This window comes from Mesorhizobium helmanticense (assembly GCF_003034915.1).
Taxonomy (GTDB): Bacteria; Pseudomonadota; Alphaproteobacteria; order Rhizobiales; family Rhizobiaceae; genus Mesorhizobium; species Mesorhizobium helmanticense.
In genome coordinates, this window is record NZ_PZJX01000024.1 from 288440 (window position 1) to 312721 (window position 24282).

The following is a 24282-nucleotide window of genomic DNA, read 5'->3' on the forward strand; positions in this document are numbered from 1 at the left end:
GATCTGGTCACTGCCGCTCGAAGAAGCCGCGGTTCAGCATGCGGTCATAGTAGTGTTTGAGCGGCGTGACCGGACGCAATGAAAGACTGGCAAGGCTGTCAATCTGCTGAGGCTCGACATCGAAAGGCGACTGATTCTCCAGCCAGCCGTAGGATGAGCCGTCCTTGAGCAGCGAGGGGCTGCCCACCACGTAGCCGCCAAGTGCCTTGACGTGGCCGACGCGGCGCATGCCGAAATGCAGGCTCGACGATACCATCGGTTCACGCGTCCTCAGATAGACATGAAAGCCCCTCGGGGATTTTGCCATCGGCGTGCGGCTGGCAATTTCACCATGCCTGCCTTGCCAGCCTTGATATGCGGCGGCGCTGTCGAAATCCAGGATCAGCAAGTTGGAGAAGCCTCCCAATATCCCGACATTTCCGGTGAACTTGCAAAACCAGCGCTCGATATCCTCGCGGGTCGGCGGTTTCTGCGCCAGTTGGAACGCGATGGAACAGAAAGCGAGTTCCTTCAAATCCTTGCGTCGGTTTCGCAGATGCAGCGGGTCATAGCCCATCGCCTCGAGGTCGAGATGCTTGCCGCCGGTACGAAGTGGCAGGCACATGTAACCCTGTGCCAGAAGCCGGACTGCATAGTCGGTTGTTATGTCAGGCGGCATCCAGCGTATTCCGCGGCCATGCGATTCACTTGGAACTTGTTTTGTCAGGGGAACTTCTTTAGCCGAATGGTGCTTTCGTCAAGCTCTGGCGGCCGCTCAGCATGTGCAAGCCACTATTGATCCTTGATCAGGCCGCTGTCGCCGCAAAAGCCATGGCCACTATTCGACATAACCAGGCCTTAGAGGACTCGCCGGCTGCGACAGCCAGCCACCGCTAAATCCGGCTTTTCGCAAGCCGAGACGCAGATGCGGGCTTGATCGCATCAGATCCCAGATCAGGCGTGAGCGGTGGTTTTCAATCATCAGCACGACGATGCCCTGATCCAGGCCATAGTGTCCTTCCGACACCCAGCCGCTCGGGCCGAAGCCTCGCCGGTTCTTCAGAGTCGGGTTAAAGCCGCTCGGCATCCTGAATTTGCCGATCACCTCGGGGTGGCATTCCGTGAGATGCCGCAGCGCCGGCAAGCAGATTTCCGGCGCGAAGGGCAGCGATGCGAGACAGGACCACGGCGCGATCGTCCCGTCGTCCGGGCCGAAGGGCGCGCCGCGCGCCGCGTAGGCGGAAAATCTGCGCGGCTGCTGCTCGATCCGCGCACGGAAGTTGCCGGGTCCATCGCCCGCCGAAAGACCCCACAGCCCGTCGCCGTAGCCGCCGAAGCCATGGGGGTTTTGCCGCGCATAATCGCGGTGAATGTAGGTCGCGCGTCGGCTGTTTTCGAAATAGTCCGAGCCCTTCTCCCGCATGAATGCGTCCTGAATGCCATCGAAGTCGATCCAGGCATGCGAGAACTGGTGCATGAACAGCGGGCCGCCATAAAGCACCTCGTAGCCATGGATATTCTCCCACTGATATGTCGCCGTCCATGCGCCATAGCTGTCGTCCGAGGCCGGTCTGTTCGATGAGGCCATCGCCAGGACATAGAGGATCGTCGCTTCGTTGTAGCCCTCCCAGTCAGAGTACAGAAAGCCACTCTTCGGCTTCCAGCCCTGCCGCAAGGTTGGACGGCGGCCTTGCGCCCAACGCCAATCGACGCGCCGGTAGAGCGCCTCGCTCAGTTCGCGGATTTCGACCTCGTCTTCGCTGTCGCCCTGGAAATAAGCCCCGGCCACCAGCACGCCGGCCATCAGCAGTGCCGTGTCCACCATCGATAATTCGCAGCGCCAGGCACGCAGGCCGGTCCGCATGTCGAGGAAGTGATAGTAGAAACCCTTGTGGCCGGTGACATCGTCGCCATTGCCTTGCCGGCTGTTCCAGAAGAAACGCAGTGCGGCAAGCGTCAGCTTCGAGGCGGCATCGCGTGTGACCCAGCCGCGCTCGACCCCGACCGGATAGCAGGACAGCGCGAAGCCGACGACAGCGATGCTTGCCGGCCAATTTGGCCGCGACGTGTCGGCGACCAGCCCGTTCTCCGGATTAACGGTTTCCAGGAAATAGTCGAAGGCTGCGCGCTGGAAGCGGTCGAGCAGGTCCTCATCGGGCAGGGAAGGTTCAATGTCGGGCAAATGAAGAGGACTCCGGTCGGGCAGCGCGGGGCCCGTCGGCGGGTCGCGTCCAGTCTGCCTCAATAGGTGGCGCGGCCGCCCGAAACGTCGAAGACCGCGGCGGTCGTGAAGGAGCATTCCTCGGAAGCGATCCATGAGATCAGCGCCGCCACCTCCTCGACCTCGCCAAAGCGCGCCATCGGTATTTTCGACAGCATGAAGTCGATGTGCTGCTGGCTCATCTGCTGGAAGATCGCCGTGCGCACGGCGGCCGGCGTGACGCAGTTCACCGTCACCTTGGTCTTGGCCAGTTCCTTGCCGAGCGACTTGGTCATGCCGATCACCGCCGCCTTCGAAGTGCTGTAGGCCGACGCGTTGGGATTTCCTTCCTTGCCGGCGATCGAGGCGATGTTGACGATCCTGCCGTAATTGCGTTCCAGCATGTGCGGAACCAGCGCCCTGTTGCAGTAGAAGACGCCGTTTATGTTGATGTCGACAACCTGGCGCCAGTCATCGGTGGAATACTCCCACATCGTCATGTTCGGTCCGGTGATGGCGGCGCTGGTGACCAGGATATCGACCGCGCCAAGCGCTTCGATCGTCTGCCGGGCGGCGTCTTCGACCGCTGCGGGATCGGCGACGTCGACCGTCACGCCGCGCAGGTTAGCAACGACAGCACTGGCCCGCTCGATCTGGGCAGGGTCGCGATCCCAGATCGAAACGCGCCCGCCCTCGTCAACGATCCTTTGCGCCACGGCGAGACCAATGCCGGAGGCGCCGCCGGTGATCACGGCCGAGCGTCCGGCAAACCGTCCCCTGAAACTCATCGGCATGTGATCTTCCTTGCTGTTCCTATCCGGGAGGCGCCGGCCGGTCGCCATCGGCGGCGAATGTGAAGTCAACGGCGGACAAGTGCAAGCCGGGATCTGGCGCCTCAGAACGGGTTCACAATGGGCCGGGAGGGCAATCGAAACGCGCTGTAGGGTCAAGCATCGAACGGGTCGGAGCGACTCCCATGCGCACCGGGTTCAGCCATTCTTGATCGATTGCCAATGGCTTAGCCGTTCCGCGATCAACTCCACGCGCCGCTGATTGTCGCGCCCATCCAGGATGCTCAGATCGTCCGGATCGGCGCGCAAGTAGACCCCGGAGGTGCGCGCGTTCAGTTTTGGCTGTGTGTCGGCTCGCGTGGTGAAGTAACCGGACGCGCGATCGGCCGACTCCAGCCGGATCTCTCCTGTCCCGTACAACTGCGACGCGTTCGCGTCCAAGGGCCGTTCTCCATTCCAAAAGTAGAAGATACCGGAAGGCTCCTTTCTCTCCTTCACTGCTTCGCTCCAGTATCTGGCTGACAGACTGCCATTCTCTTGCCATGAGCGGCCGGTCACCTCCAGCGCACCATCGCGGTCTCTCGATATGCGCAGGAGACTCACGGCGGAGGGTTCTTTTGCGGAGCGCTCCGAAAGGGAAAACTGCCACCAGAGGCCTTCTATGCGGGCGATGCGCCCTTCATTCTCGATCGCATTGCGGAGCTTTTGGTTGATTGCCCTCATCTCCGCGCCGGTCGTCGCTTCGCCATACCTTACGGAGGTGAGGCCGAGCAGATCGCTTGGAAGCTTGGAACCATTGGCATGGAGGATGAACGTCCTGCGCATTCCAAGGACTCCGCCGAAAAGGCCGGCCTCGAAAACCACATTGTCTCGCGGAGAAGCCTGAGCCGATGCTGTAGCAGAGGCCGGCTGGCTCGCGCTGGTCCAGTCGTCTTGAGCGAACACAAAAGCGGCGAATTCCACTTCACGCGTAAGTTCGAGGAGGCGCCCCAAGGTGGTCGTCCCGGGATTGAAGGACGTCGTCCAGGGCTCCACATTCGCGATGTCTTCGAGGCCGCGTGTCAGCGCCTGCAGCAGTTTCTTCTGCTTTCCCGACGAGCCCAGGAAGATTCGAGGTTTGTCCATCCGTTCCCTCCAGCCCCGCGTAACCAGTGTCTGCCAATTATTTCTATTTCTCTTTTCCATCCGCTGTTGGCAAGCCCGGCGTCTGGTCGCGCCACGCCGGTCGATCGGCATGCGCTCGGTCAAAAGCCGTCTTTTGGGTGACAGATGGCGGAGGTTGGGCTATATTGCACTGCACAATGGAAATGCCCTGAGGGGCGCGGCGGCGAATCGGCGCCGAACTGCGTGGAGTTGCATGATCGGGAATCCGCTACCGAGATGAAGATTCCAAAATCTTTGTTGATCGACCCGGAGAAGAACTCGGTCTACGGCGCATTTGCCGTTGCCGTTTCCGTCTGGGCATTTTCCTACTCCAGCATTTTTGGCCAGATACTGATCCTGGCCTACTACGCGGTCTGGCTGCCTCTCATCCTGGTGGATTACCGGCGGCTGCTGCGGGGCGTGTCCAGTGCCTGGCTTCCGCTGATTTTTGCGTTCTATGTCTGTTTCTCGGTGTTCTGGTCGGATGCCCCTGGCATCACAGCCAGGACTGCGCTCCAGTATTGTTCCCATATTGCCTGTGCCTACATCGCCGCGCGTACCGTCAGCGCCCGGACCTTAACGATCGGCGCCTTGATCGGGATTTTTTTCGTCCTGCTCTATTCGCTCATGGTCGGCGGTTATTCCTATGACGGGCTCGACGGAACATACAATTTCGTCGGCGCGTTCAGCTCCAAGAACCAGCTCGGCTTTGTCGCGTCTCTCGGCATCTACTTTTGCGTTGTCTACCTGGTCTTTCTCAGACGCGGCCGGCTGAGCCTGTTCCTGACGGTGCCGGTCGTCGTTCTGTCAACCTATCTGCTGGTCGCTGCACATTCGGCCACTTCGACGGCCTCGATACCGGCGGTTCTCGCTCTGGTGGCCCTGCTTACCATGTCCAAGACGCTTTCGCTCCGCTATCGACGGGTGATTTTCCTCGTCGGCGCATGCGGACTGGTCACGGCCGCGCTGGTTGCCGTCAATGCGGGACTGCTGGATTTCGTCCTTGGCATCTTTGGCAAGGATTCCACGCTCACCGGACGGACCTATCTCTGGCAGCAGGGCTGGAATGCCGCGCAGCGATCGCCGATCCTCGGCGTCGGCTACGCGGCCTATTGGGTGCAGGGTTTCGCCGAGGCCGAGCGGCTCTGGAACGAATTCTTTATCACAACCCGAGCCGGCTTCCACTTCCACAACACCTATATCGAAGCCCTTGTCGAGCTAGGTTATATTGGCGCGACGCTGCTTTCGCTGATCATCCTGCGCACGCTGTGGGGCCACATATCGGCATTGATATTCAGGACATGGCAAGCCGAGTCCGTAATTCTTGCCGGTGTGATGGTGCTTCTGGTTATCCGGTCCTTCGTCGAGATCGATACCTTCAACCCCTACATCATGGGTTCCTTCCTCCTCTATTACAGCTACTTCAAGCTGCTTAGGGTGCCTTTCGCCCGTCCCCGGTGGACCACAGCCAACCTCGCAGAACCAGAAACCGCAGGGGGCCAAGCAAGGCCTTAATATCTTGGGACGCCACAATTTCGCGAATTTTTCGGGCAGGATTTCCCGCAACCAGGCTTCGTTGGGGGCATTTGGGGGACCACGGACCCAGCTCCATTACGCTGTGGCCCGATTTCAACGCCAGACAGCATTATTGAAGACGCCGCCCAATAGCGCCAAGGCCAAACAACTATCGCAGGCAGCTTCGGGAGGCAGTTGCTCCTTCACACTCGCCCGAGTTGGGCTTGCCGCCCGTTGATCAAGCCCTAAGGGTTAGAAGCGCATACCATGCGAACCGCTTCACAAAGGGAAGCGTCAGAACGACTGAATCGACAGCTTTGCCAACTGTGTAGACGGTCTCCGAGATGCTTCGCGGCATCAGCGCGCTTCCTACTGAGCACAGGCCAAAATATTTCACCTGGACATTGCTGAAATAGCGGCGAGCCAATGCGAAGTCCGAAGTCAACAAAGGATGTTCATCAGCGGTGCGGATGAGGGGTGTCCGCCTTCTATAGGCATTCAGGAGAGGATTGTGTCCCATCGGCTCGTAGAATGACGCCACGCCGTTCGGCTTCAAGACACGGACCACCTCGGAAAAGCACCGATCCAGGTCCAGGTGATGGATGATCCCGCGTCCATACACCAGGTCGAATTTGTTGTCCTCGAAGGACATGGCTTCCGCATTCATCGCCAGGAATGTAGCGTTCGTGCTTCCCAGCTTACTCGCTCGTTCGTTCGCCTTGTTTACTGCTACGTCCGAAATATCGATCCCCGCCAGAGATCGGCAAAGACCGGGCAGATGCAGGGAATGCAGGGACCATCCGCCATCGGAACAACCATACTCGAGCACGTCCGCCTTTTTCGAAAGGCGTTTTATTTCCTCGTCTTGACGTTCAGCACCGTGGCGAATTGTTCGATACCACTTGTCCAGACTCCCTCTTGGATCCTCCTCCTGACCAAATCTGAGATTGTGGAATTCTCTTTCTCTATCGACGATTGCGTCCCTTTCACTATGCATGACAAAGTTCCCCTCGGATTCGAGTTGCAAACTAAAGCACAACATCTCCTTGCAGCGTAATTACTCCTCTGTTCGACGCCGGTCGAAAAACCTATTGAACAGCCACTGGCGCCAGTTTCACCTTGATCACGTCTCCGGGCAGCACAGGCGTGTCTTCGCTGGCAGTGATTTCGCTGGTCTTGCCGTCGACCACCCGAACCAGGCCAAACGACAATGTTGGCTCTTCGCCGTCGCGATAGCGTTGCAACGCCGGGTTCCCCGACATGGCTTCGGACATCAGGCCTGTTTGCATGCTCATCTTGAGCATTGTTTCGCTGAGATCGGCTTCCGTCTGCTGCCGGTCGGCGGCCAGTCCCGCATTCTGGGTGTTTTCCAGATCGATGGCGTCCTGGGTGGCCTTGCTGATCGACTGCTTGGCGGTGAGGATGGCCGTGTCGTAGTCCAGGATCTGGCCTTCCAGGTCGGCGATCGTCTGTTGTGAATTCAAGACCCGTGTGTTGACGACCAGGCCCTTTTGCGCCAGCGAGCCGATGCCGTTCAGCTGTTCCTTTGCCAGGTCGACCTGCCGCTGCTGGTTGACGATCTTCTTCTGCAGCGATTCGATCTCGCTCTGCAGCAACGCCTTCAGATCGTCGAGCGCCTGCAGGCGTAGCTTGAGCTTCTTTTGGTCGGCCGTCAGGATCGCCATTTCGTCGGCGACGATGCTGGGAAGCTTTGGATCGTCGGCCACCTCCTTCGGCACGTCGAACGCCGGCTTGTCCGCGATCTCCGCTTCGATGCGCGCGCGCCTGACGGTCAGTCGGACCCGTTGGTCCTGGAGAACGTCAAAATCGCCCTTGGCATTGATCATGTCGCGATCGTACCGCTGTCCTTCGGGGCTCCGTCGGACACCGCCGGCGATGCTCATCGCCCTCAGGACGGTCAGGTCCGGCACGTAAGGATACTGGCCGGGCGTCTGGACCTCCCCGGAAATGTAGAACGGCCTGTACTGCGCCATTTCGACGGAGGCTTCCGGCCGGTCCGCCAAAGCGAGCTTGCGCTGGAGCGCCTGGCCGATCGCGGCTGCGATCTCGGCCGTGGTCTTGCCTGATGCGGGCATTTCACCGACGAACGGCACCGACAATGTTCCGGCCGGGCCAACCGTGTACTCTCCGTTGACGGCCGACCAGTCGCGGAACGTGCCCTCGACCGTCTGCCATTCGGCGACGCGGATGGTCAGCTTGTCCTGTGATCCGAGGCGGTATTCGTCGGCGGCGGCAAATTGGGGACCGGCAATCGCCAGCGAGAGGCACATGGCCGTAAGCCACTTCCGCCGCATGCGATTCGCAAGAATGCCGGCGCGGGAGATCTCGAAGATATCTGTTTTCAACTGAACGTTTTCCGATCCGCTCTGGCCCCACCCATTTAGCTTGCTGCAGAATTCTTGCCGTCTAGGCAGGCTCGCCTCTCGATGCGGGCAAGCCCGGTCAGTAGCAGCCTCGCGACATCCAGACCGCAGGAACGGTCTTGATGATGATGCGAATGTCCTCGAACAGCGACCAGTTCTCGACATAGTGGCGATCGAAGGCGACACGGCTGTCATAGGAGACATCGTTGCGCCCGCTGACTTGCCACAGCCCGGTCAGACCGGGACGCGATTTCAGATAGTAGACGGCCGAGTTGCCATAGATCTCCAATTCGTCACGCACCACGGGGCGCGGCCCGACAAGGCTCATATCACCCTGGAGTATGTTGATGATCTGCGGCAGTTCATCGAGGCTGAGCTTCCTCAGCACGGCGCCGACACGCGTCACACGCGGATCGTCCTTCAGCTTGCGGGTCGCTATCCATTCGGCGTTGGCGTCCGGATTGGCTGCAAGATGTGCGGCCAGCACCCGTTCGCCGTCCTGAACCATGGTGCGGAACTTGAGGCACGGGAAAATCCGTCCTCCCCGGCCGATTCGGCTGTGACCGTAAAAAATCGGACCGCCGTCGGAAAATTTGACGAGCAGCGCGACCATCAAAAACAATGGGCTGAGAGCAATCAACCCAATCACGGAACCGGCGATATCGAAGCTGCGCTTGATGAGACCGCCGATTGGTGGCGGAAAATCGATGCCGGCCTCCGAAAAATCCGCATTGGCCGGCTTGGCGATGTCCCTCATTCTTTAGTCTCCATACGTGGAACGGATGGTTCGGCGCACGATACCAAAAAAATGGTGCAGCGCAACACACAATTTCCCGCCGGCCTGAAATAGTCACGTCATGAATTGACTAAATAATAAACTGATCCTGCACAAAATTTGCCCTTTACGGCATACGTGTGACGCATTTTGGGCAACTTTGAAAAATCTAGTGCTTTTTTGGGACGGATTTTGGGCTGATCGCTCTTTGTGCGGCAGTTGAGAGCATCATGACGCCATACAGATGCAAAATATAGATGGATTTTAACGTAAAATACTAATCAATATTGTAGATCTTACTGAAGGGAGTTCATATCCGGTCGTTGGCGTTGATGCTAATGTGTGCGTCGCAACATGGCAGAGTCGATCTGGCCAGCGCATTCAAATTTCTTTGTGGTTGGCCTTGCCGGCTATTGCACGCCCTAATAGAATTGCAATTGGTTTCTGTCGGAGTATGGACAGTTGGGAAAGGCCGGAAGCAACCGGCCGAAAAGCGGGCGCTTTGATAAGCTCGCATGGCGAAGGGAGGCTCGGGGTGGGTCAATCATCGATTTATGCCCGAGCAGATTTGACAGGCTGTGGGGTATGTCGCTACCAAAATTCATCGTCGGCATGATTTTCGCCCTGGCGATCGTGATCGCCTGGTCCTATTTGGGTGGCGCCTCGTTCAGTACGACGCTTTTTCGCGTCATCGGCTGCGCCATTGTCATCCAACTGGGCTACTTTCTGCTGGTCTTCATCATGGTTGCCAGAAACGCCCCGACACCGGCTGACAAGATTCGCGACGCTGGACGAAAACTGGGTTCGGCCGAAGCGTCCGATGGCGAGAAGTTCAGCGCCAGGCGAAGCCTGCGCTGAGAGCTAGTCCGCGCTGGGACGACTGCCCGCTCACGGCATTCAACACCATTCATTTGACGTTGGATTGATTCGCAATCAACACCGGCTGCCTATCTAAGTGGCAACGCGCGCTGGCCGCGGGTATTCGCCCCAGCCGATCTGCGCCATAGCGGCACCGAAAGGAAAGACTGGACGGCGCGAATGATTTTGGCGATGCTTTGCTTCGCACTTGCAGCATAGCACTTGCAGCATAAGCGTCGGCCGACGCCGGCAGCGATGGGCCGGGCAGTCGATGGCAATGATATCGGGCATTGGGACGGGGGAAGGAAATTCGGAGCCACCTGTGCAATCGAGAGGCCAAGCCATGACAGGATCCCAGGTCTGCGTGATCATCGCCGCCCGCAACGCAGCGCGGACAATCCCGGCCGCCATCGCATCGGCTTTGCGCGAACCGGAGGTGGCGGAAGTTGTCGTCGTCGACGACGCCTCCACCGACGACACGGCCAAGGTCGCTCAGGCGGCCGATGATGGCAGTGGCCGGCTTTGCATCATCCGCTTCGACGTCAACCAGGGCCCTTCCTTCGCCCGCAACGCCGCGATCGCCAGGTCCAAATCGCCGTTCATCAGCATTCTGGACGCCGACGATTTCTTTCTCACGGGCAGGTTTGGCGAATTGTTCGCTGGCGCCGACTGGGATTTCGCCGCCGACAACATCATGTTGATCCGGGACGATGCGGCGACCGATGTCTCGAAGATCGTGGCCCCACGGTTTTCGGCCGATCCGGAGTTTCTCGATTTCGAGCGCTTCATCGAAGGCAACATTTCCAGGCGCCGTGTGCAGAGGGGTGAACTGGGCTTCCTCAAACCGGTGATCAGCCGTGCCTTCCTCGATCGGCATGGGCTGCGCTACGACGAAAACCTGCGTCTGGGCGAAGACTACGAACTCTACGCGCGCGCAGTCGCATGCGGGGCGCGGTTCAAGGTCATCAGGTCCTGTGGCTATGGGGCGATCGTTCGCGCCGATTCGCTGAGTGGCCGGCACAAGACCCAGGATCTCAAACGCCTGGCCGATGCGGATCTGGCGCTGCTGGCGATCGACACTTTGCCGGAAGGTTCGAAAGCCGTGCTCAGAAGGCACGAGCGGCATGTGCGCGACAAATACCGGCTGCGGAATTTCCTCGACGTGAAGGCCGAGCGAGGCCTGGCGTCGGCGGCGCGCTATGCGCTTGCCAGTCAGTCCAATCTTGTCCCCATCGTTCGCGGCGTGGCTGCCGACAAGCTGGAGGCGCTGTTCCGCCACATCGGCTTCTCAAAGCACCAGCATGTGCCGCCCCGGCGCTTTCTGATGACCGCAACCAGCGCGGCCAGCGAGAGGTAAGCGGTTCGCGCCAGAGCTTTGCCCCTCATGTCATCAGCTTCTTACCTCGCCGTCTCGGCCGGGATTCACGAGTTTCGGTCTGATGCGTGACGCCTGGGGGCGCAGCCATTCTTGCGTATAAACTACATAAAAACAAAAGCTTAACGCAAAGCCTGTGAATTTCTTCAGGCGCGACACGCTTTAGGTGGTTGCCTACTCGCTCCTGGGATGGCACTGTATGTTGCGGTGCAGCAATTCTGGTTGGCCGATCGAAACGGCCCCAAATATCTCCCAGTGAGAGGAGCATATGGCTTCGATATTCGGTTTCAGATCAAGGAATCCGGCCCGCGACAGGCGGACCGACATTGCGCGTCTGGATCGCCTGGCAAAGTTGTTCGACCAGATTGCCGCCGAGGTCGAAGCGGAAAAGAGCGGACTTGAGAGCCGCTACCGGACAAAGGCCACCAACGCGGCCTTCCTGGTCGAGGCGATGGAGAATGGAGCGGCGTCCTCCAGCAGTTCGGCGGAAGTCAGTGAATTAACGAAGTCGATCCTGAATTGCGAGCGCCGGATTTCAGCGCTCACCCGTCAAAACGAATTGATGAAGGACATCCGTCATTCGCTGGATGAAATCTTCGACCAGAACGCCCAGCATGGCTCCACTACCAAGGCCGCTCTGGCCAAGCCGGCTGCCGGCGCGGGCTGAAGCCAGGATCCTGGCCGACGCAGGCAACAGGCTGACGCTGGAGCAAGAGGCCAGGCGCGGGGCTGGACGAAGGGTCAAGATCAGCTTGTTTCATCACGGTTTGAATATCGACTTTGGGTTGGGGGCGCACAGCACAAAGGTGAGTTTGGTATGAGCGCGAATCCGAAGAACACGTCCACTCCGACAACTGGCACTCCAACAACCGGCGACCCATCAACCGGCCGAATGCCGTTCCTGCGCTGGATCAGGCAAGGGAGACGGCTATCCTCGATTGGGGCGTTTGTGCTGGTCGCTCTCGGCGGCCTGATTGCAGGCCCGGCCCCATCCCGTGCCCAAGATATCCAAAGCGCACCATCATTCGTCGATGATTTCAGCAAATTCGACCGTTCGCGCTGGTATATTGCCGACGGCTGGAGCAACGGCGCTTTTCAAAACTGCATCTGGTCCAAGAACCTGGTCAAGCTTTCCGACGGCATGCTGACGCTCGGCTTCGAAAAGCGCAAACTGAAGGATCGCGACTTTGCCTGCGCCGAAATCCAGACCAAGCAACGCTTCGGCTATGGCACCTATGAGGCGCGCATGAAGACGGACACCGGATCCGGCCTCAACGCGGCCTTCTTTTCCTATATCGGTCCCTCCGACAAGCAGCCATGGGATGAAATCGATTTCGAGATCCTGACCAAGGATACGTCCAAGGTGCAGGTCAACGCCTATATTGCCGGCAAGGGCAAGAACGAGAAGTTGGTCGATGTCGAAGGCGGCGCCGACAAGGCCTTCAACGACTATGCCTTCGTCTGGGAGAAGGACAGGCTGCGCTGGTACGTCAATGGCAAGCTTGTGCACACCATTACCGATCCGGCAAAGCTGCCCAGCCATGCGCAAAAGATATTCTTCAGCCTTTGGGGCAGCGATACGATGAAGGGCTGGATGGGCCCGTTTTCGGATCCGGGTCGCAAGCTCACCATGCAGGTGGATCGCGTCGCATTTACCGCACTAGGCCAACCGTGCCAGTTTCCGGAATCGCTGGCATGCGGCATAACGAACTAGCCGTGAAAACACGCCCTGAAAAACGCATCTGAACCGGCCGGACCGGAAACGGTCCGAAGCCTTGAACAGGAATGAAACCGAATGAATCTGACGGTCTTTGGAATTGGCTATGTCGGCCTCGTGCAGGCGGCGGTGCTTGCGGAAGTCGGTCACCAGGTGGTGTGCGTCGACATCGACGCGAAAAAGGTCGAACGGCTCAATCAGGGCTTGATTCCGATTTACGAGCCCGGGCTCGAAAACCTGGTCAAGGAGAACCATGCGGCCGGCCGTATCAAGTTCACCACCGACGCCGTCGCGGCGGTCAAGCATGGCGAGATCCAGATGATCGCCGTCGGCACGCCTCCGGGCGAGGACGGTTCGGCCGACCTCAAATATGTGCTGGCCGTCGCCGAGACCATCGGCCGGGAGATGGACGCACCCAAGATCGTCGTCGGCAAGTCGACCGTGCCGGTCGGCACCTGCGAAAAAGTCAAGGCCAGGATCGCGGCCACGCTGAAGGCGCGCGGTCGCGAGGATCTCGCCTTCGACGTCGCCTCGAATCCCGAGTTCCTCAAGGAGGGCTCCGCTGTGGCCGACTGCATGAAGCCCGACCGCATCATCGTCGGCACCGGCAGCGAGGGCACCGAGGCGGTGATGCGCGAGCTTTACGCCCCGTTCAACCGCAACCACGAGAAGATGATCGTAATGGACGTGCGCAGCGCCGAGTTCACCAAATACGCGGCCAACTGCATGCTGGCGACCAAGATCAGCTTCATGAACGAAATGGCCAATCTGGCCGAGGAGCTAGGCGCCGACATCGAGGAGGTCCGCAAGGGTATCGGCAGCGATCCGCGCATCGGCTACCACTTCATCTACCCGGGCCTCGGCTATGGCGGCTCGTGCTTCCCCAAGGATGTGCGCGCCCTGATCAAGACCGCCGAAGGCGTCAAATTCGATGCCAAGCTGCTGCGCGCGGTCGAGGAGCGCAACAACGCGCAGAAGTCGGTTCTGTTCGACAAGGTGAACCGCTATTTCAAGGGCAATCTCAAGGGCAAGACCTTCGCGCTGTGGGGCCTGGCCTTCAAGCCCAACACCGACGACATGCGCGAGGCGCCGGCGCGCGTCCTGATGGAAGCGCTCTGGAAGGCCGGCGCCAAGGTGCAGGCCTACGATCCTGAGGCGATGCAGGAATGCCAGCACATCTACGGGCTGCGTGACGATCTGCTCTTGTGCGGGACCAAGGAGGCAGCGCTGCGTGGCGCCGATGCGCTCCTGATCGCGACCGAGTGGAAGAGCTTCCGCGCCCCGTCCTTCGATGCGATGAAGGATGCGCTGACCACGCCTATCATCTTCGATGGCCGCAACCTCTACGACCCGAAGGTCATCGCCCGCCACGGCATCGAATACCACTCGATCGGCAGGATGGCGGCATAAGGCCTTGCGGTAACGACCGGCGTCAGGGCTTCGGATTCCAAGGCATGTCGCGCAAAAGTGTGCAGCGGTTTTGCGGTAACGACATGCATAAAAACAAGAACCTAAAGCGCGTCGCATGAGGCCGGTCGAACGCTACGCGCTTTAGGCGTCCTGGCGCATCTCGAAATTGGCGAATGGGTTGGTGCATGGATGCCAGCCGGTAAACCGGATCGGGTCGTTTGGCGAACTGCGCCAGGCGTAGTCGGTCAGCATATGAAATTCGGCGATCACCCAACGGTCGAAATGCCTGAGATCCTGCTTTTTCTCTTCGGGCAGCAACTGGCGTGCGGCTCCCAGTTTCAGCTCCTCAAGCAGAGTGACGGCATCGCCCAGCTTTTCGTTTGGAAATATCCACGGATTGCGATTCCGGAATTCCAGGACGAATTGCTGCAGATGTTCGATACGCATGTTGAGCTTGCCGAAGTATTTTTCGAGCGTGACCCGCACCAGGTCCTCGTCCGAAAGCGAGGAAACGGCGGCGTAGGCAATACCTGACGAAGCAACCCCGCCGGCCAGGATGGCCAGCGCCGCGCGTCGCGAAACCTCGATCATCTGACGTCTCCTTTCATGCTATCCGGCTCGCCGCCCGCAAGGAGAGGGCAGCCGCCGTCAGGCTTGGGTTGACGCAGGAGCAGCTTGGATAGGTGCTGGTGCCGACGACAACCAGGTTCCGCAGCTGATGGTGGATCATGTCGCTGTCGACGACCGAATCCGCCGGGCTCGAGCCCATCCGCAATGTGCCCTGGACGTGCGACTCGGTTGGCCGGATGCCGCGATCGAATATCTGCTCGACCGGCAACGGCGCGAGAAGCGCTGGCAATTTCTCCAGCGCCCGCGCCATGCCTTCGACGGCATAGTTCGACGGTGCCTTGAAACTGACGAATGCGTTGTCGGCCTTGTCGAGGGTGACAAAGTTTTCGGGATCGAGCAGATTCTCGGTCACGATGACAAGAGGAAGCGTCTGGCGGATACGCCCCTTTTCCGGGCGCATCCCGTGCTGCCAGCGATTTTCGAAATAGACGAGGGCTGCCGCATGCTCGGCTCTATGGGGGCCGTCATAAAGGCCGAAATTCAAGCCGGTGGTGATGGTGCTGCCGCCAAAATTGTCGACACCGTCGAGATAGGCTTCGAAATTCCATCCGTAGGATTCGTGCAGGCCGCGGCCGACGAATTCGCCCGACAGGCCGGAGCGCAACATGATCGCCGGGCTCTGGATGGCATTGGCGCCGAGAATGAAGAGATCGCCGGTGACGTGGTATTCCTTGCCTTCGTGCATGAATGTGACCGAACGGACCGATCCGCCGACTTGCTCGAGACGACGCACTTCGGCGCCGAGGCAGACCGAAACGTCGGGATGCTCGAAGACATGCATCAGGCCATTGTTGACGGTGAATTTTGCGTCGACCGGGCATAGGCCGCATCGCAAATTGGCGCAGCACGCGGTTCGCTGCGCCGTCGGTACACGCGCCCGCGCCGTCGGCATGACAAAGTGCTGGTCCGGCTGCGCCGCCTTCATCATCCGGTCCGGCGTCGACATGTTGTGTGGCGGCTGCGGAAACGGCCTGGAGCGCGGCATCATCGCCGCCATGTCGGGATCGCCGGAGATCGACATGACGTCTTCCGCATCGCAGTAGAACGGCTCCAGCTCGTCATAGCCGATCGGCCAGTCGTTGCCGATGCCGTAAAGGCTTTTCAGCCTGAAGTCGTTCGGATGGAAGCGTGGTGTCTGCGCGAACCAGCAATTCGTGCCGCCGCCCAATCCGATTGTGTAATTCCAAGGCTTGTCGGAATTGGTCTTGTAGGTCGTCTCATCGTCGATGTCGGTGTTGGCGTTCCGGTCGAGCTGCCATTCATGCGTGTTGTGTCGGCCCCATTCCAGAACCAGAATGCGGGCCTTTCGCCGCCTCGCGAACCCGTGCAGGAAGAAGGCCGAACCGAAACCGGAACCGATGGCGACGAGATCGAAATGGTCGTTGGCGATTTTGTCCGGCCTGACGTCCAGCACCATCAGATAAAACCCTTTCTTGGGACAAGCGCGTTCATCACGGCCTTCGTGCCACTCCTTCGTGCCGCGCCGGTTCGCGTCGCGACGCGCATCAGGCCCCTATGCAGCTTTTCGTGAAGGCTGTTGTGCGGCCTTGTCGAGCAGCGAGAAGAAAGTCGCGAACTGGCGCTCGGGGTTAAGGGCGGGGCGCTCGGAGAATGTCCGCGCGGCCGCCGAGAGCCGTTCATATTCACGGCTGTCGTTCCACAACAGCCGGATCGCAGCCACCCAGTCGGCGAGCGGCGCGTCATAATCCAGTACCATGCCGCCGGAGCCGATCGCTTCGGGTAGGCCGCCGCGGCGCGAGCCGACCACCGGGATGCCGCTGCAATGGGCTTCCGACGCCACCCGGCCCCAGGCCTCTTCCCACTTGCTCGGGGCAAGCAGGATCTTCGTGCGGCCATAAACCGTCTTCATGTCGCTGGTGCGGCTCTCCAGCGTGACGTTGCCGAGCGGCGCGATCGTCTGCTCGATGCGTGCCCGATGATCGTCGTCGAGCTTCCAGCTTTCGACGAACAGGAACGGGATTTCGGAGCATGCCTCGGCAATGCGCACCGCAAGCTCGAAGCCCTTTTCCTCATAGGGGTTGATCAGCGTGACGAATTCGCCAGTCGTCGGCGTGGAGTAGAATGCCGGATTGATGGTCGGCGGGATGACCGTCGAATCGATGTCGAACCTTTCCTTGTAGGTGCGCGCCGTGAATTCGGAATTGGCGATGTAGTGCGCCGAATGCAGCTCACGCAGGTCGCCGCCCAGTTCATGGAACTCGACATTCCTGAGATAGACGACCAGCGGCACGCCCTCGGCTTGCAGCGCCCTGCCGATCGGAACCGACTTGTGGCATTGGACCACGGCGACGTCGGGCTTCAATTTCTCGACGGCAAAGCGCGCCGCCTCCCAGGGGAACCAGGCCCGCACCACGGGGTAGCCGGGATAGCTGTCGATGACCGCGCGCTGCCTCAGAAGCTTCATCTTGGCGCGGGCCCTAAGCCCAAAAACGCCCTGGCCGAACAGGGCGGCAAGCACCGCCGCCTCATGCCCATGCTCGAGCAACTGCTCGGCCAGATGATGGGTGCTGGACTGGACACCGCCGCTGAATTGCGGCGTGTACCCATTGCCGCCTGCAAAAAGGATTTTCATGGGACAGGGCTCCTTGTCGCATCTCGCATTTCGGTGAGGTCAGGCCGGTCGTTTGACGCGGTTCTTGAGCGTCTCGTAGCCGCGTTCGCCAAGCAGCGTGCGCGCGACATTCTTGATGGCCGTCTTGCGCTCCTCAGGCGATTTGATCTGCCGCAATCTGGCCGGGAGATTGCGCGCGCTCTGCCCAAGTGCCGGCAGCGAAAGCGCGTCGGGATAGTTTACCAGATGTGTCTCAACGCACAGCACCGGCTTGCCGGAGAGCCTGGCAATCTTGAGGGCCTGTTCGTGCTCGCTTTCGATAAACAGGATGGCGTCGGATTTGCGGTAGAAATCGGCCTTGAAACTGCCATGCACGCCGAGCCGCTGCCGTTCCGCCTTGCTCGGCAGGTCGAGCATGATCAGGTGATCGTATTGGATGTCGTGCTTGGCAAGCCATGCTTCGGTAAGCTTGCGGTATTTCTCGAGCCGGCTGGTGACGAGCCAGCCGATCTTGCGGGTCGGGCCGTGGAGCGGCAGCGCTTCGCTCAGGAATTTCTCGTAGGCCGGTCCGTCGTCGTTTTCGGCTTCGGTCGGATCCAGGCAAAGCACGCCGTCAATGTCGACGCAGCTTTGGGCGAGGAATTTGTGGTGCATGAAGTTCCACTGGAACATCCTTGGATGCGGCACGACTTCGAAGACGAGATCGGTTTCCTCGTACTGCGGCACCAGGCCGAACACCGCGGCATAGGTGAAGTCCGCCTTGATGCCGGCGGCTTCTATCCGGCTGCGTGCGTCGCGCATGGCCGCACCGCCGCTGACGCTGTCGTCGATCACCAGGACCTTGCGCATTTCGGAAGCCTTGCGGTCGAGCGCGGCACGGCGTTTGGTGACGCCCGACGTATAGATCTTTCCAGCGAGGAAACTGTCCAGGTCGGTCATCGGGATGTTGGCCGTCAGGCTGACCAGCGTTGCGGCAAGGATGCCGCTGCGGGGAACGCCGACCACCAGGTCGATGTCGCGCGGCAGCCGGTGAAGGTTTCTGACGATGGCATCGTTCATGTCGGAGATCGATCGGTAGTGCATGGATTAGACCCGGTCCTGGTATGAATGTCCGTGCATGTTATTTCGCCTCGCTTGGCGCCGCCGCGGGCACCCGCGCCGGCAAGAGCTTCAAGGCCTCGCGCAACGCCTCGCGGCCGGAAGCGAATGCCAGCGCGATCACGATGGTGACTGCGTAGGACAGCACCGCCGCGCTCGCCATGGCGACGATGTGCTGCTCGGGCAGCAGCGGTTTGGCGAACCAGATGGCGGCAAGCGCCAGATGCGCGCCAAGCACGAAGGGCGTTGCCGCGCGCAGCACATGGCTTGCCCTGAGCGGCCCGGTCTTGCCGATATAGAGCCACAGGAAGGGTGTTCTCAGATACTCGCTGGCCGCATAGGCGATCGCCACGCCGAGCGCGCCATAGGGTAGGCCTATGATGAAGGCCAGCACCGAGGTCAAGGCTGTGATGATGCCCCAGCGCATGAAATCGCCTGAGCGGCCCTGGCTGACGAAAAGCCATCCCGCCGGATTGTTGAGCGGCTGCAGCAGCCCGGCAAAACCGAGCGCCAGGAAGATATCGGAGCTCTGCCGCCACTGTTCGCCGAGCGCGAACGGGATGAGCACATCGGACATGGCGGTGGCGAAGGCCACACCCGGAAGCGCCACCAGCAAGATCAGCGGCATGACGCGAAGATAGGCGCTGCGGTAGCGGTCCGGCTCGTCCTTCAGCCTGGAAAGGGCAGGCACCATCACCTTCGACAACGGATTGGTGATCTGGCTCAACGGAAACAGCAGCAGCTTGTAGGCGCGGTCATAGAGGCCGAGCTGCCCTTCGCCCCAATATTTTCCGATCAGCACGTTGTCGAGGTTGCGGGCGAAGAAGTTGGCGAAATTGAACCCGGTGATGCCGGCGCCGAAATTGATCAGCGCGCTGATGCCGTCGACCTTGCGCGGCAGGCTGGGGCGCCAGCGCGAGCTTGCCCAGAAGCAAAGCGTCGGCAGCACGGCGCCTGTCAGCGTGCCGGCAAAAAGCGCCCAGTAGGAACGGTCGATGAACGTCCAGGCGATCGAGACGGCAAGGCCGGCGACGGCACTCGCGACGTCGATGACGGCCAGGCGAACGAATTGCATGCGCCGCGTCAGCAGCGCCAGGTGCTGGGCGCCAAGGCCGTAGGCTATGATCTGCAGCCCCAATGCGGCCACCAGGCCCGCCACCCGCGGTTCGCCGTAGAACGCCGCGACCAGGGGTGCGGCACCGGCAAGCACGCAGGCGAGCAACGCGCTGACCGCGACATTGATCCAGAAGAGGTAGTTGACCTCCTCATGCCTGATTCCGCTTTTCTGGATCGTCGCCTGGGTCAGGCCGAAATCCTGGAACAGCGCGATGAAGGCGAGCACCGGCGCGCACATCGCCACGACGCCGAAGTCCTGCGGCGACAAAAGCCGCGACAAGACGATGACGGAGACGATCTGCGTCGCAACACGCACCGATTGTGCCAAGGCCGTGACGATGGCGCCACGACCGACCGATCTGCGGAGAGAACCCTCTGGCGGATCGAATGCATTGGCTTGCAAATTCAGGATCCCTGATCTTGTGCCGGCCCGGTCACCAAACTACGGCAATAATTTTGCAGTGCAACAAAAAACGTGGATTTTTGTTACGTCGCACCAAAAATGTTGCGATGCAGCAAAAGCTGTACTAAACCTTCTCGCGGGCGGGCCAACAGCGGTCGAGTTTTCATGCTGCATGTCTTGTACTTGGTACACGACGTCTCCGACCCGGCGGTACGCCGGCGTATCATAATGCTCAAGGCAGGCGGCGCTGAGGTTACCTTGGCGGGCTTCCGTCGGTCCGTGAGCCCGATTGCCGACGTCGAGGGATTGCGGCCGATCGACCTTGGCGCGACGCGCGACGGCCGATTCGGCCAGCGTCTGACTGCGGTTGCGAGAGCGGCGGTTTCCATCGGCTCGAAACTTGGTTCGATGCCCAGGCCCGACCTCATCATTGCGCGCAATCTGGAAATGCTGGCGCTTGCCCGGCGCGCCCCGTCGGCGTTCCAGGCATCGGTGCCGATCGTCTATGAGTGTCTCGACATCCATCGTCTGCTGCTTCGCGACGACTTGCTGGGCAAGGCGATGCGCGGCACGGAGCGCTATCTGGCCAGGGACGTCAAACTCCTGGTGACGAGTTCGCCGGCCTTCATTGCCAATTATTTCAAGCCGTTCGGGCAGGTCGCGGCACCGGTAGAACTGCTCGAGAACAAATATTTCGAGACTGCCGCGATGTCACCGGACGATGGCATTGCGGCAGAGAATCCTGTCGCTCCGCCTTGGCGAATCGGCTGGTTCGGCGCGCTGCGCTGCCGCCGGTCCCTGGAGCTTCTGGCCGAATTTTCCCGCCGCCTCGACGGCCGGGTCGAGATCGTCCTCAGGGGCCGTCCGGCATTGTCCGAATTTCCGGACTTTCACGGCTTTGTCGAAGCCGAGCCATGGCTCTCGTTCGGCGGACCCTACCGGAACCCGGAAGACATGGCGGCGATCTACCGGGAGGTTCATTTTTCCTGGGCCATCGATTTTTTCGAGCAGGGGCTGAATTCCGAGTGGCTGCTGCCCAACCGCCTCTATGAGGGCTGCCGCTTCGGCGCCGTGCCGATCTCGATGGGCAACACCGAAACCGGCCGCTTCCTTGATCGGCAGGGCATCGGCGTTCTTTTGCCTCAGGCGACGCCCGAGGCGCTTGAAGCCGCCCTCGGCGATATGGAGGAGCATCATTTCGCGACGTTGCGGGCGCGTGTTCTTGCCCGCAATCCGCGAACCTGGAGCCATGATCGCGGCGATTGTCGGGCGCTGGTCGAGAAGCTGCGCGGCTTGGCCTCCGTGCCCGATCCCTATGCCGCTGAGGCACTGGCATAGCATGGCTGGGGATGGACACAGGTCGATGACGCAAACCAAAATGCATCCGTCCAGCCTGATCGTGATTCCGTGCCTGAACGAGGCGGCCCATATCGGTGCGCTTGTTCACGCGCTTCGGCCGGCGGCCGAGAGGCTCGGCGCCAGGATCGTCGTCGCCGATGGCGGCAGCACTGACGGCACAAGGGCCATCGTCGAGGAAATCGCCGGCAAGGACCCGAAAGTGATCCTGCTCCACAACGAAAAGCGCCTGCAGAGCGCGGCGATCAACCTCGCCGTCGCCCGTTACGGCGAAGGCGCCGAGTATCTCATCCGCATCGATGCCCATGGCGGCTATCCCTCCGACTATTGCGATCGGCTGGTCGAGGAGGCGCTGGCCACCGGCGCTGATTCGGTCGTCGTCTCGATGCTGACCAGCGGCAGCGGCACCGTGCAGAAAGCCGCCGCTGCGGCGCAGAACTCCAAGCTCGGCACTGGTGGCTCCAAGCATAGGCATCTCTCGGCGGGAGAGTGGGTCGACCACGGCCATCATGCGCTGATGCGGATATCGGCCTTTACCGCGGTGGGCGGCTATGACGAGACGTTCAGCCACAATGAGGATGCCGAACTCGACTACCGGCTCCGCCAGGCCGGCTACCGGATCTGGATCAGCGGCAAGACGCAGATGGTCTACTATCCGCGCTCGTCGCTGAAGGGCCTCTATTTCCAGTATCTCGGCTATGGCCGCGGCCGGGCGAGGAACGTTCTCAAGCACCGCATGATACCGAAGGTCCGGCAGATGGTGCCGCTTCTGGTGTTTCCGGTGGTGCTGCTCGCGGCCTTCTCCTTCGTCCATTGGCTGGCGGCCGTGCCACTGCTGCTGTGGGCGTCGGTCTGCCTCGGCTATGGCGTGTGGACCGCCATCGGCCAGCGCAATCCCGATATTGCGCTGGCCGGGATCTCGGCGATGGTCATGCATTTCGGCTGGTCTGTCGGCTTCTGGCTGCAGCTCCTTGGACCTCGATCGCAGCGCGGGGTGGCGTGATGGGCAACACCGTCAAAAACAGAGGCATCGACATTTGCGTCTGCACGTTTCGGCGGCCGGAGCTTGCCGACACGCTCCGTTCCCTGGCTGCCATGGACATGCCTTCGGGGTTCGATATCAGCATCATCGTCGCTGACAATGACGATGCGCCGACGGCAGAGCCACTGGTGACGAAGCTGACGGAGGAGATCAAGCTGCCGATCCGCTACCGGCATGCGCCGGCGCGCAACATCTCGATCGCTCGCAATGCCTGCCTCGACGCCAGCATGTCGGATTTCGCCGCCTTCATCGATGACGACGAAACGGCGTCTTCGCGCTGGCTGGCCGAGCTGGTCGCCACGGCCGAGGCGAGTGGCGCGGCCGCTGTGCTCGGCCCGGTGCGGGCGCTCTATGCGCCGGACGCGCCCGACTGGATGCGCAAAGGTGATTTCCACTCGACCTTGCCGGTCTGGGTGCGCGGCGAGATCCGCACCGGCTACACCTGCAACGTTCTGCTCAGGATGAGCGCCGACAGTCTGCGCGGTCGGCGCTTCAGCCTGGCGCGTGGCCAGACTGGCGGCGAGGATACCGAATTCTTCGATCAGATGGTCAAGGCCGGCGGCCGTATCGCCTTTTCGCCCGAGGCCTGGGTCGACGAAGTGGTGCCGCGCTCCAGGGCGGCCTTCGACTGGCTGAAACGTCGCCGCTTTCGTTTCGGACAGACGCACGGTCACCTGCTCGGACACAACGCAGGCGGCGTACGGCGCGCGAAAGAGATCGGCATCGCCTCGGCAAAGGCGGCCTATTGTTTCGCCATGGCGCTCCCCGTCGCCATCAATCCGGTGCGCAGGAACCGCAGCGTGCTTCGCGGCATCATGCATGTCGGCGTCGTCAGCGGTCTGGTCGGCGTGCGCGAGATCCGCCAGTACGGCCTGCCCTCGCCGCGGGAAGGGGGCAAGCATGCAGCCTGACGTCAGCTTTGTCATTGCCGCCTACAATGCCGAGGCGACCATCGACCGGGCGATCAGCAGCGCCATCGCTCAGCGCGACGTCTCCGTCGAGGTCGTCGTCGTCGACGACAAGTCGCGCGACCGGACGCTCGACCTGGCGAATGCCTGGCCGCAAGATGTCGTGCGGGTCGTCGCCCTTCCCGCGAACCGCGGCCCAGGCGGCGCCAGGAATGCCGGCCTCGAACTTGCCCGCGGCCGATGGGTCGCGGTGCTCGATTCCGACGATGCGGTCTATCCCGGACGGATCTGCGCCATGATTGCGCGCGCCGAGAAAGCCGGCGCCGAGATCGCCGTCGACAATCTCCAGGTCGTTCGCGAGGACGGCGTCGCTGAAGAAACAATGTTCCCGGTCGACTATCTCGAAGGCCTGAGCGAAATCTCGCTGGCGGACTACATCGCCGGCAATGTTGTCTTCGAGTCGAGGTTCAACCTCGGCTATCTCAAGCCGATCTTCCAGCGCCGGTTCCTGAACGAGAACGGGCTTCGTTATGATGAGGACCTGATCATCGGCGAAGATTACATCCTGTTGGCCAGTGCGCTGGCCAAGGGCGGCAAATGCGTCGTCGAGCCGACGACCGGCTATGTCTACCATATCCGCACCGGCTCCATTTCCCGCGTGCTTGAACTTCATCACGTCGAGGCGATGCGCAAGGCCGATATCGTCTTCGCCAGAACGCATTCGATGGACGCAAAGGCCGAGGCCGCTTTCGCCAGGCGCACGCGTAGCCTGAGCAAAGCGGCGTCGTTCCTGTCGCTGGTCCAGCACATCAAGGCGCGGTCCCCGCTCAAGGCGATATGGACGGCGCTCAGCGATCCGGCGGCGGTCAGGCATATGGGCATGCCGATCGCCGTCCGGTTACGAAGGGTTGCGGCGCAATTTGCCGTGGGTGCGGGGGAGGTGAAGGATGCGGGCAGGTGAAAACGGTTTCACAGGCTTGCGACAGGTTGAATTCGATCCCCTCAGAAGG

General features: G+C 60.8%; 22 protein-coding genes. 10 read left to right on the plus strand and 12 right to left on the minus strand.

Annotated elements, in window-relative coordinates; genetic code table 11:
* Positions 1–7 precede the first annotated feature (7 nt).
* From C9427_RS11110 to C9427_RS11125, 4 genes are all read right to left on the minus strand, one after another.
* Positions 8–658: a bifunctional DNA primase/polymerase gene (locus C9427_RS11110; protein WP_107649199.1), complete on the minus strand. Its 651-nt coding sequence runs from the start codon at positions 656–658 to the stop codon at positions 8–10.
* A gap of 159 nt (positions 659–817) precedes the next feature.
* Positions 818–2161 (minus strand): glucoamylase family protein, encoded by a 1344-nt coding sequence (locus tag C9427_RS11115; protein ID WP_245437048.1) that lies wholly within the window; start codon positions 2159–2161, stop codon positions 818–820.
* Between the two features lie 59 nt (positions 2162–2220).
* On the minus strand, positions 2221–2973 hold the full coding sequence (locus C9427_RS11120; protein ID WP_107649262.1) for an SDR family NAD(P)-dependent oxidoreductase: 753 nt from the start codon (positions 2971–2973) through the stop codon (positions 2221–2223).
* A gap of 195 nt (positions 2974–3168) precedes the next feature.
* Positions 3169–4095 (minus strand): TIR domain-containing protein, encoded by a 927-nt coding sequence (locus C9427_RS11125; RefSeq protein WP_107649201.1) that lies wholly within the window; start codon positions 4093–4095, stop codon positions 3169–3171.
* Between the two features lie 255 nt (positions 4096–4350).
* On the opposite strand from C9427_RS11125, the gene C9427_RS11130 reads away from it, so the two are divergent.
* Complete coding sequence (locus C9427_RS11130; RefSeq protein ID WP_107649202.1) at positions 4351–5628, plus strand: O-antigen ligase family protein; 1278 nt, start codon at positions 4351–4353, stop codon at positions 5626–5628.
* Between the two features lie 238 nt (positions 5629–5866).
* Here the strand turns inward: C9427_RS11130 and C9427_RS11135 are convergent, their stop codons facing one another.
* From C9427_RS11135 to C9427_RS11145, 3 genes are all read right to left on the minus strand, one after another.
* Positions 5867–6625, minus strand: coding sequence for a class I SAM-dependent methyltransferase (locus tag C9427_RS11135; RefSeq protein ID WP_107649203.1), 759 nt, complete (start codon positions 6623–6625; stop codon positions 5867–5869).
* Positions 6626–6716: 91 nt separating this feature from the next.
* Positions 6717–7943: a polysaccharide biosynthesis/export family protein gene (locus C9427_RS11140; RefSeq protein ID WP_107649263.1), complete on the minus strand. Its 1227-nt coding sequence runs from the start codon at positions 7941–7943 to the stop codon at positions 6717–6719.
* A 148-nt stretch (positions 7944–8091) separates the two neighbouring features.
* On the minus strand, positions 8092–8769 hold the full coding sequence (locus C9427_RS11145) for a sugar transferase (protein WP_107649204.1): 678 nt from the start codon (positions 8767–8769) through the stop codon (positions 8092–8094).
* 480 nt (positions 8770–9249) lie between these two features.
* Between C9427_RS11145 and C9427_RS11150 the strand changes: the two genes are divergently transcribed.
* The 5 genes from C9427_RS11150 (at position 9250) to C9427_RS11175 (ending at position 14147) form a co-directional block, all read left to right on the plus strand.
* Entirely contained in the window at positions 9250–9645 is a 396-nt protein-coding gene (locus C9427_RS11150) for a hypothetical protein (RefSeq protein ID WP_245437049.1), read from the plus strand.
* Between the two features lie 343 nt (positions 9646–9988).
* A complete protein-coding gene (locus tag C9427_RS11160) occupies positions 9989–11002 on the plus strand; it encodes a glycosyltransferase family 2 protein (RefSeq protein ID WP_107649207.1) in 1014 nt (337 codons plus the stop codon).
* A gap of 286 nt (positions 11003–11288) precedes the next feature.
* Entirely contained in the window at positions 11289–11687 is a 399-nt protein-coding gene (locus C9427_RS11165; protein WP_107649208.1) for a single stranded DNA-binding domain-containing protein, read from the plus strand.
* Positions 11688–11912: 225 nt separating this feature from the next.
* A complete protein-coding gene (exoK, locus tag C9427_RS11170; RefSeq protein WP_425351642.1) occupies positions 11913–12734 on the plus strand; it encodes an endo-1,3-1,4-beta-glycanase ExoK in 822 nt (273 codons plus the stop codon).
* Positions 12735–12815: 81 nt separating this feature from the next.
* The gene (locus C9427_RS11175) at positions 12816–14147 is read left to right on the plus strand and encodes a UDP-glucose dehydrogenase family protein (RefSeq protein WP_107649210.1); all 1332 of its coding nucleotides are present in this window, start codon (positions 12816–12818) and stop codon (positions 14145–14147) included.
* Positions 14148–14288: 141 nt separating this feature from the next.
* Here the strand turns inward: C9427_RS11175 and C9427_RS11180 are convergent, their stop codons facing one another.
* The 5 genes from C9427_RS11180 to C9427_RS11200 form a co-directional block, all read right to left on the minus strand.
* The gene (locus C9427_RS11180) at positions 14289–14738 is read right to left on the minus strand and encodes a hypothetical protein (protein ID WP_006325262.1); all 450 of its coding nucleotides are present in this window, start codon (positions 14736–14738) and stop codon (positions 14289–14291) included.
* 13 nt (positions 14739–14751) lie between these two features.
* A complete protein-coding gene (locus C9427_RS11185) occupies positions 14752–16194 on the minus strand; it encodes a GMC oxidoreductase (RefSeq protein ID WP_107649211.1) in 1443 nt (480 codons plus the stop codon).
* A 96-nt stretch (positions 16195–16290) separates the two neighbouring features.
* Positions 16291–17370 (minus strand): glycosyltransferase, encoded by a 1080-nt coding sequence (locus C9427_RS11190; RefSeq protein ID WP_107649212.1) that lies wholly within the window; start codon positions 17368–17370, stop codon positions 16291–16293.
* A 39-nt stretch (positions 17371–17409) separates the two neighbouring features.
* A complete protein-coding gene (locus C9427_RS11195) occupies positions 17410–18432 on the minus strand; it encodes a phosphoribosyltransferase (RefSeq protein WP_107649213.1) in 1023 nt (340 codons plus the stop codon).
* Positions 18433–18469: 37 nt separating this feature from the next.
* Positions 18470–19966, minus strand: a complete 1497-nt coding sequence (locus tag C9427_RS11200; RefSeq protein WP_107649214.1) for a lipopolysaccharide biosynthesis protein — start codon at positions 19964–19966, stop codon at positions 18470–18472.
* A gap of 165 nt (positions 19967–20131) precedes the next feature.
* Between C9427_RS11200 and C9427_RS11205 the strand changes: the two genes are divergently transcribed.
* From C9427_RS11205 to C9427_RS11220, 4 genes are read left to right on the plus strand one after another with little or no spacing between them, the layout of a single operon-like run.
* A complete protein-coding gene (locus C9427_RS11205; RefSeq protein WP_107649215.1) occupies positions 20132–21304 on the plus strand; it encodes a glycosyltransferase family protein in 1173 nt (390 codons plus the stop codon).
* Positions 21305–21329: 25 nt separating this feature from the next.
* Positions 21330–22325, plus strand: a complete 996-nt coding sequence (locus C9427_RS11210; RefSeq protein WP_167434313.1) for a glycosyltransferase family 2 protein — start codon at positions 21330–21332, stop codon at positions 22323–22325.
* Positions 22325–23275: a glycosyltransferase family 2 protein gene (locus tag C9427_RS11215; RefSeq protein ID WP_107649216.1), complete on the plus strand. Its 951-nt coding sequence runs from the start codon at positions 22325–22327 to the stop codon at positions 23273–23275. The genes C9427_RS11210 and C9427_RS11215 overlap by 1 nt, the downstream gene beginning before the upstream one ends.
* Positions 23265–24233: a glycosyltransferase family 2 protein gene (locus tag C9427_RS11220; protein WP_107649217.1), complete on the plus strand. Its 969-nt coding sequence runs from the start codon at positions 23265–23267 to the stop codon at positions 24231–24233. Before C9427_RS11215 ends, C9427_RS11220 begins: the two co-directional genes overlap by 11 nt.
* Positions 24234–24282: the final 49 nt, after the last annotated feature.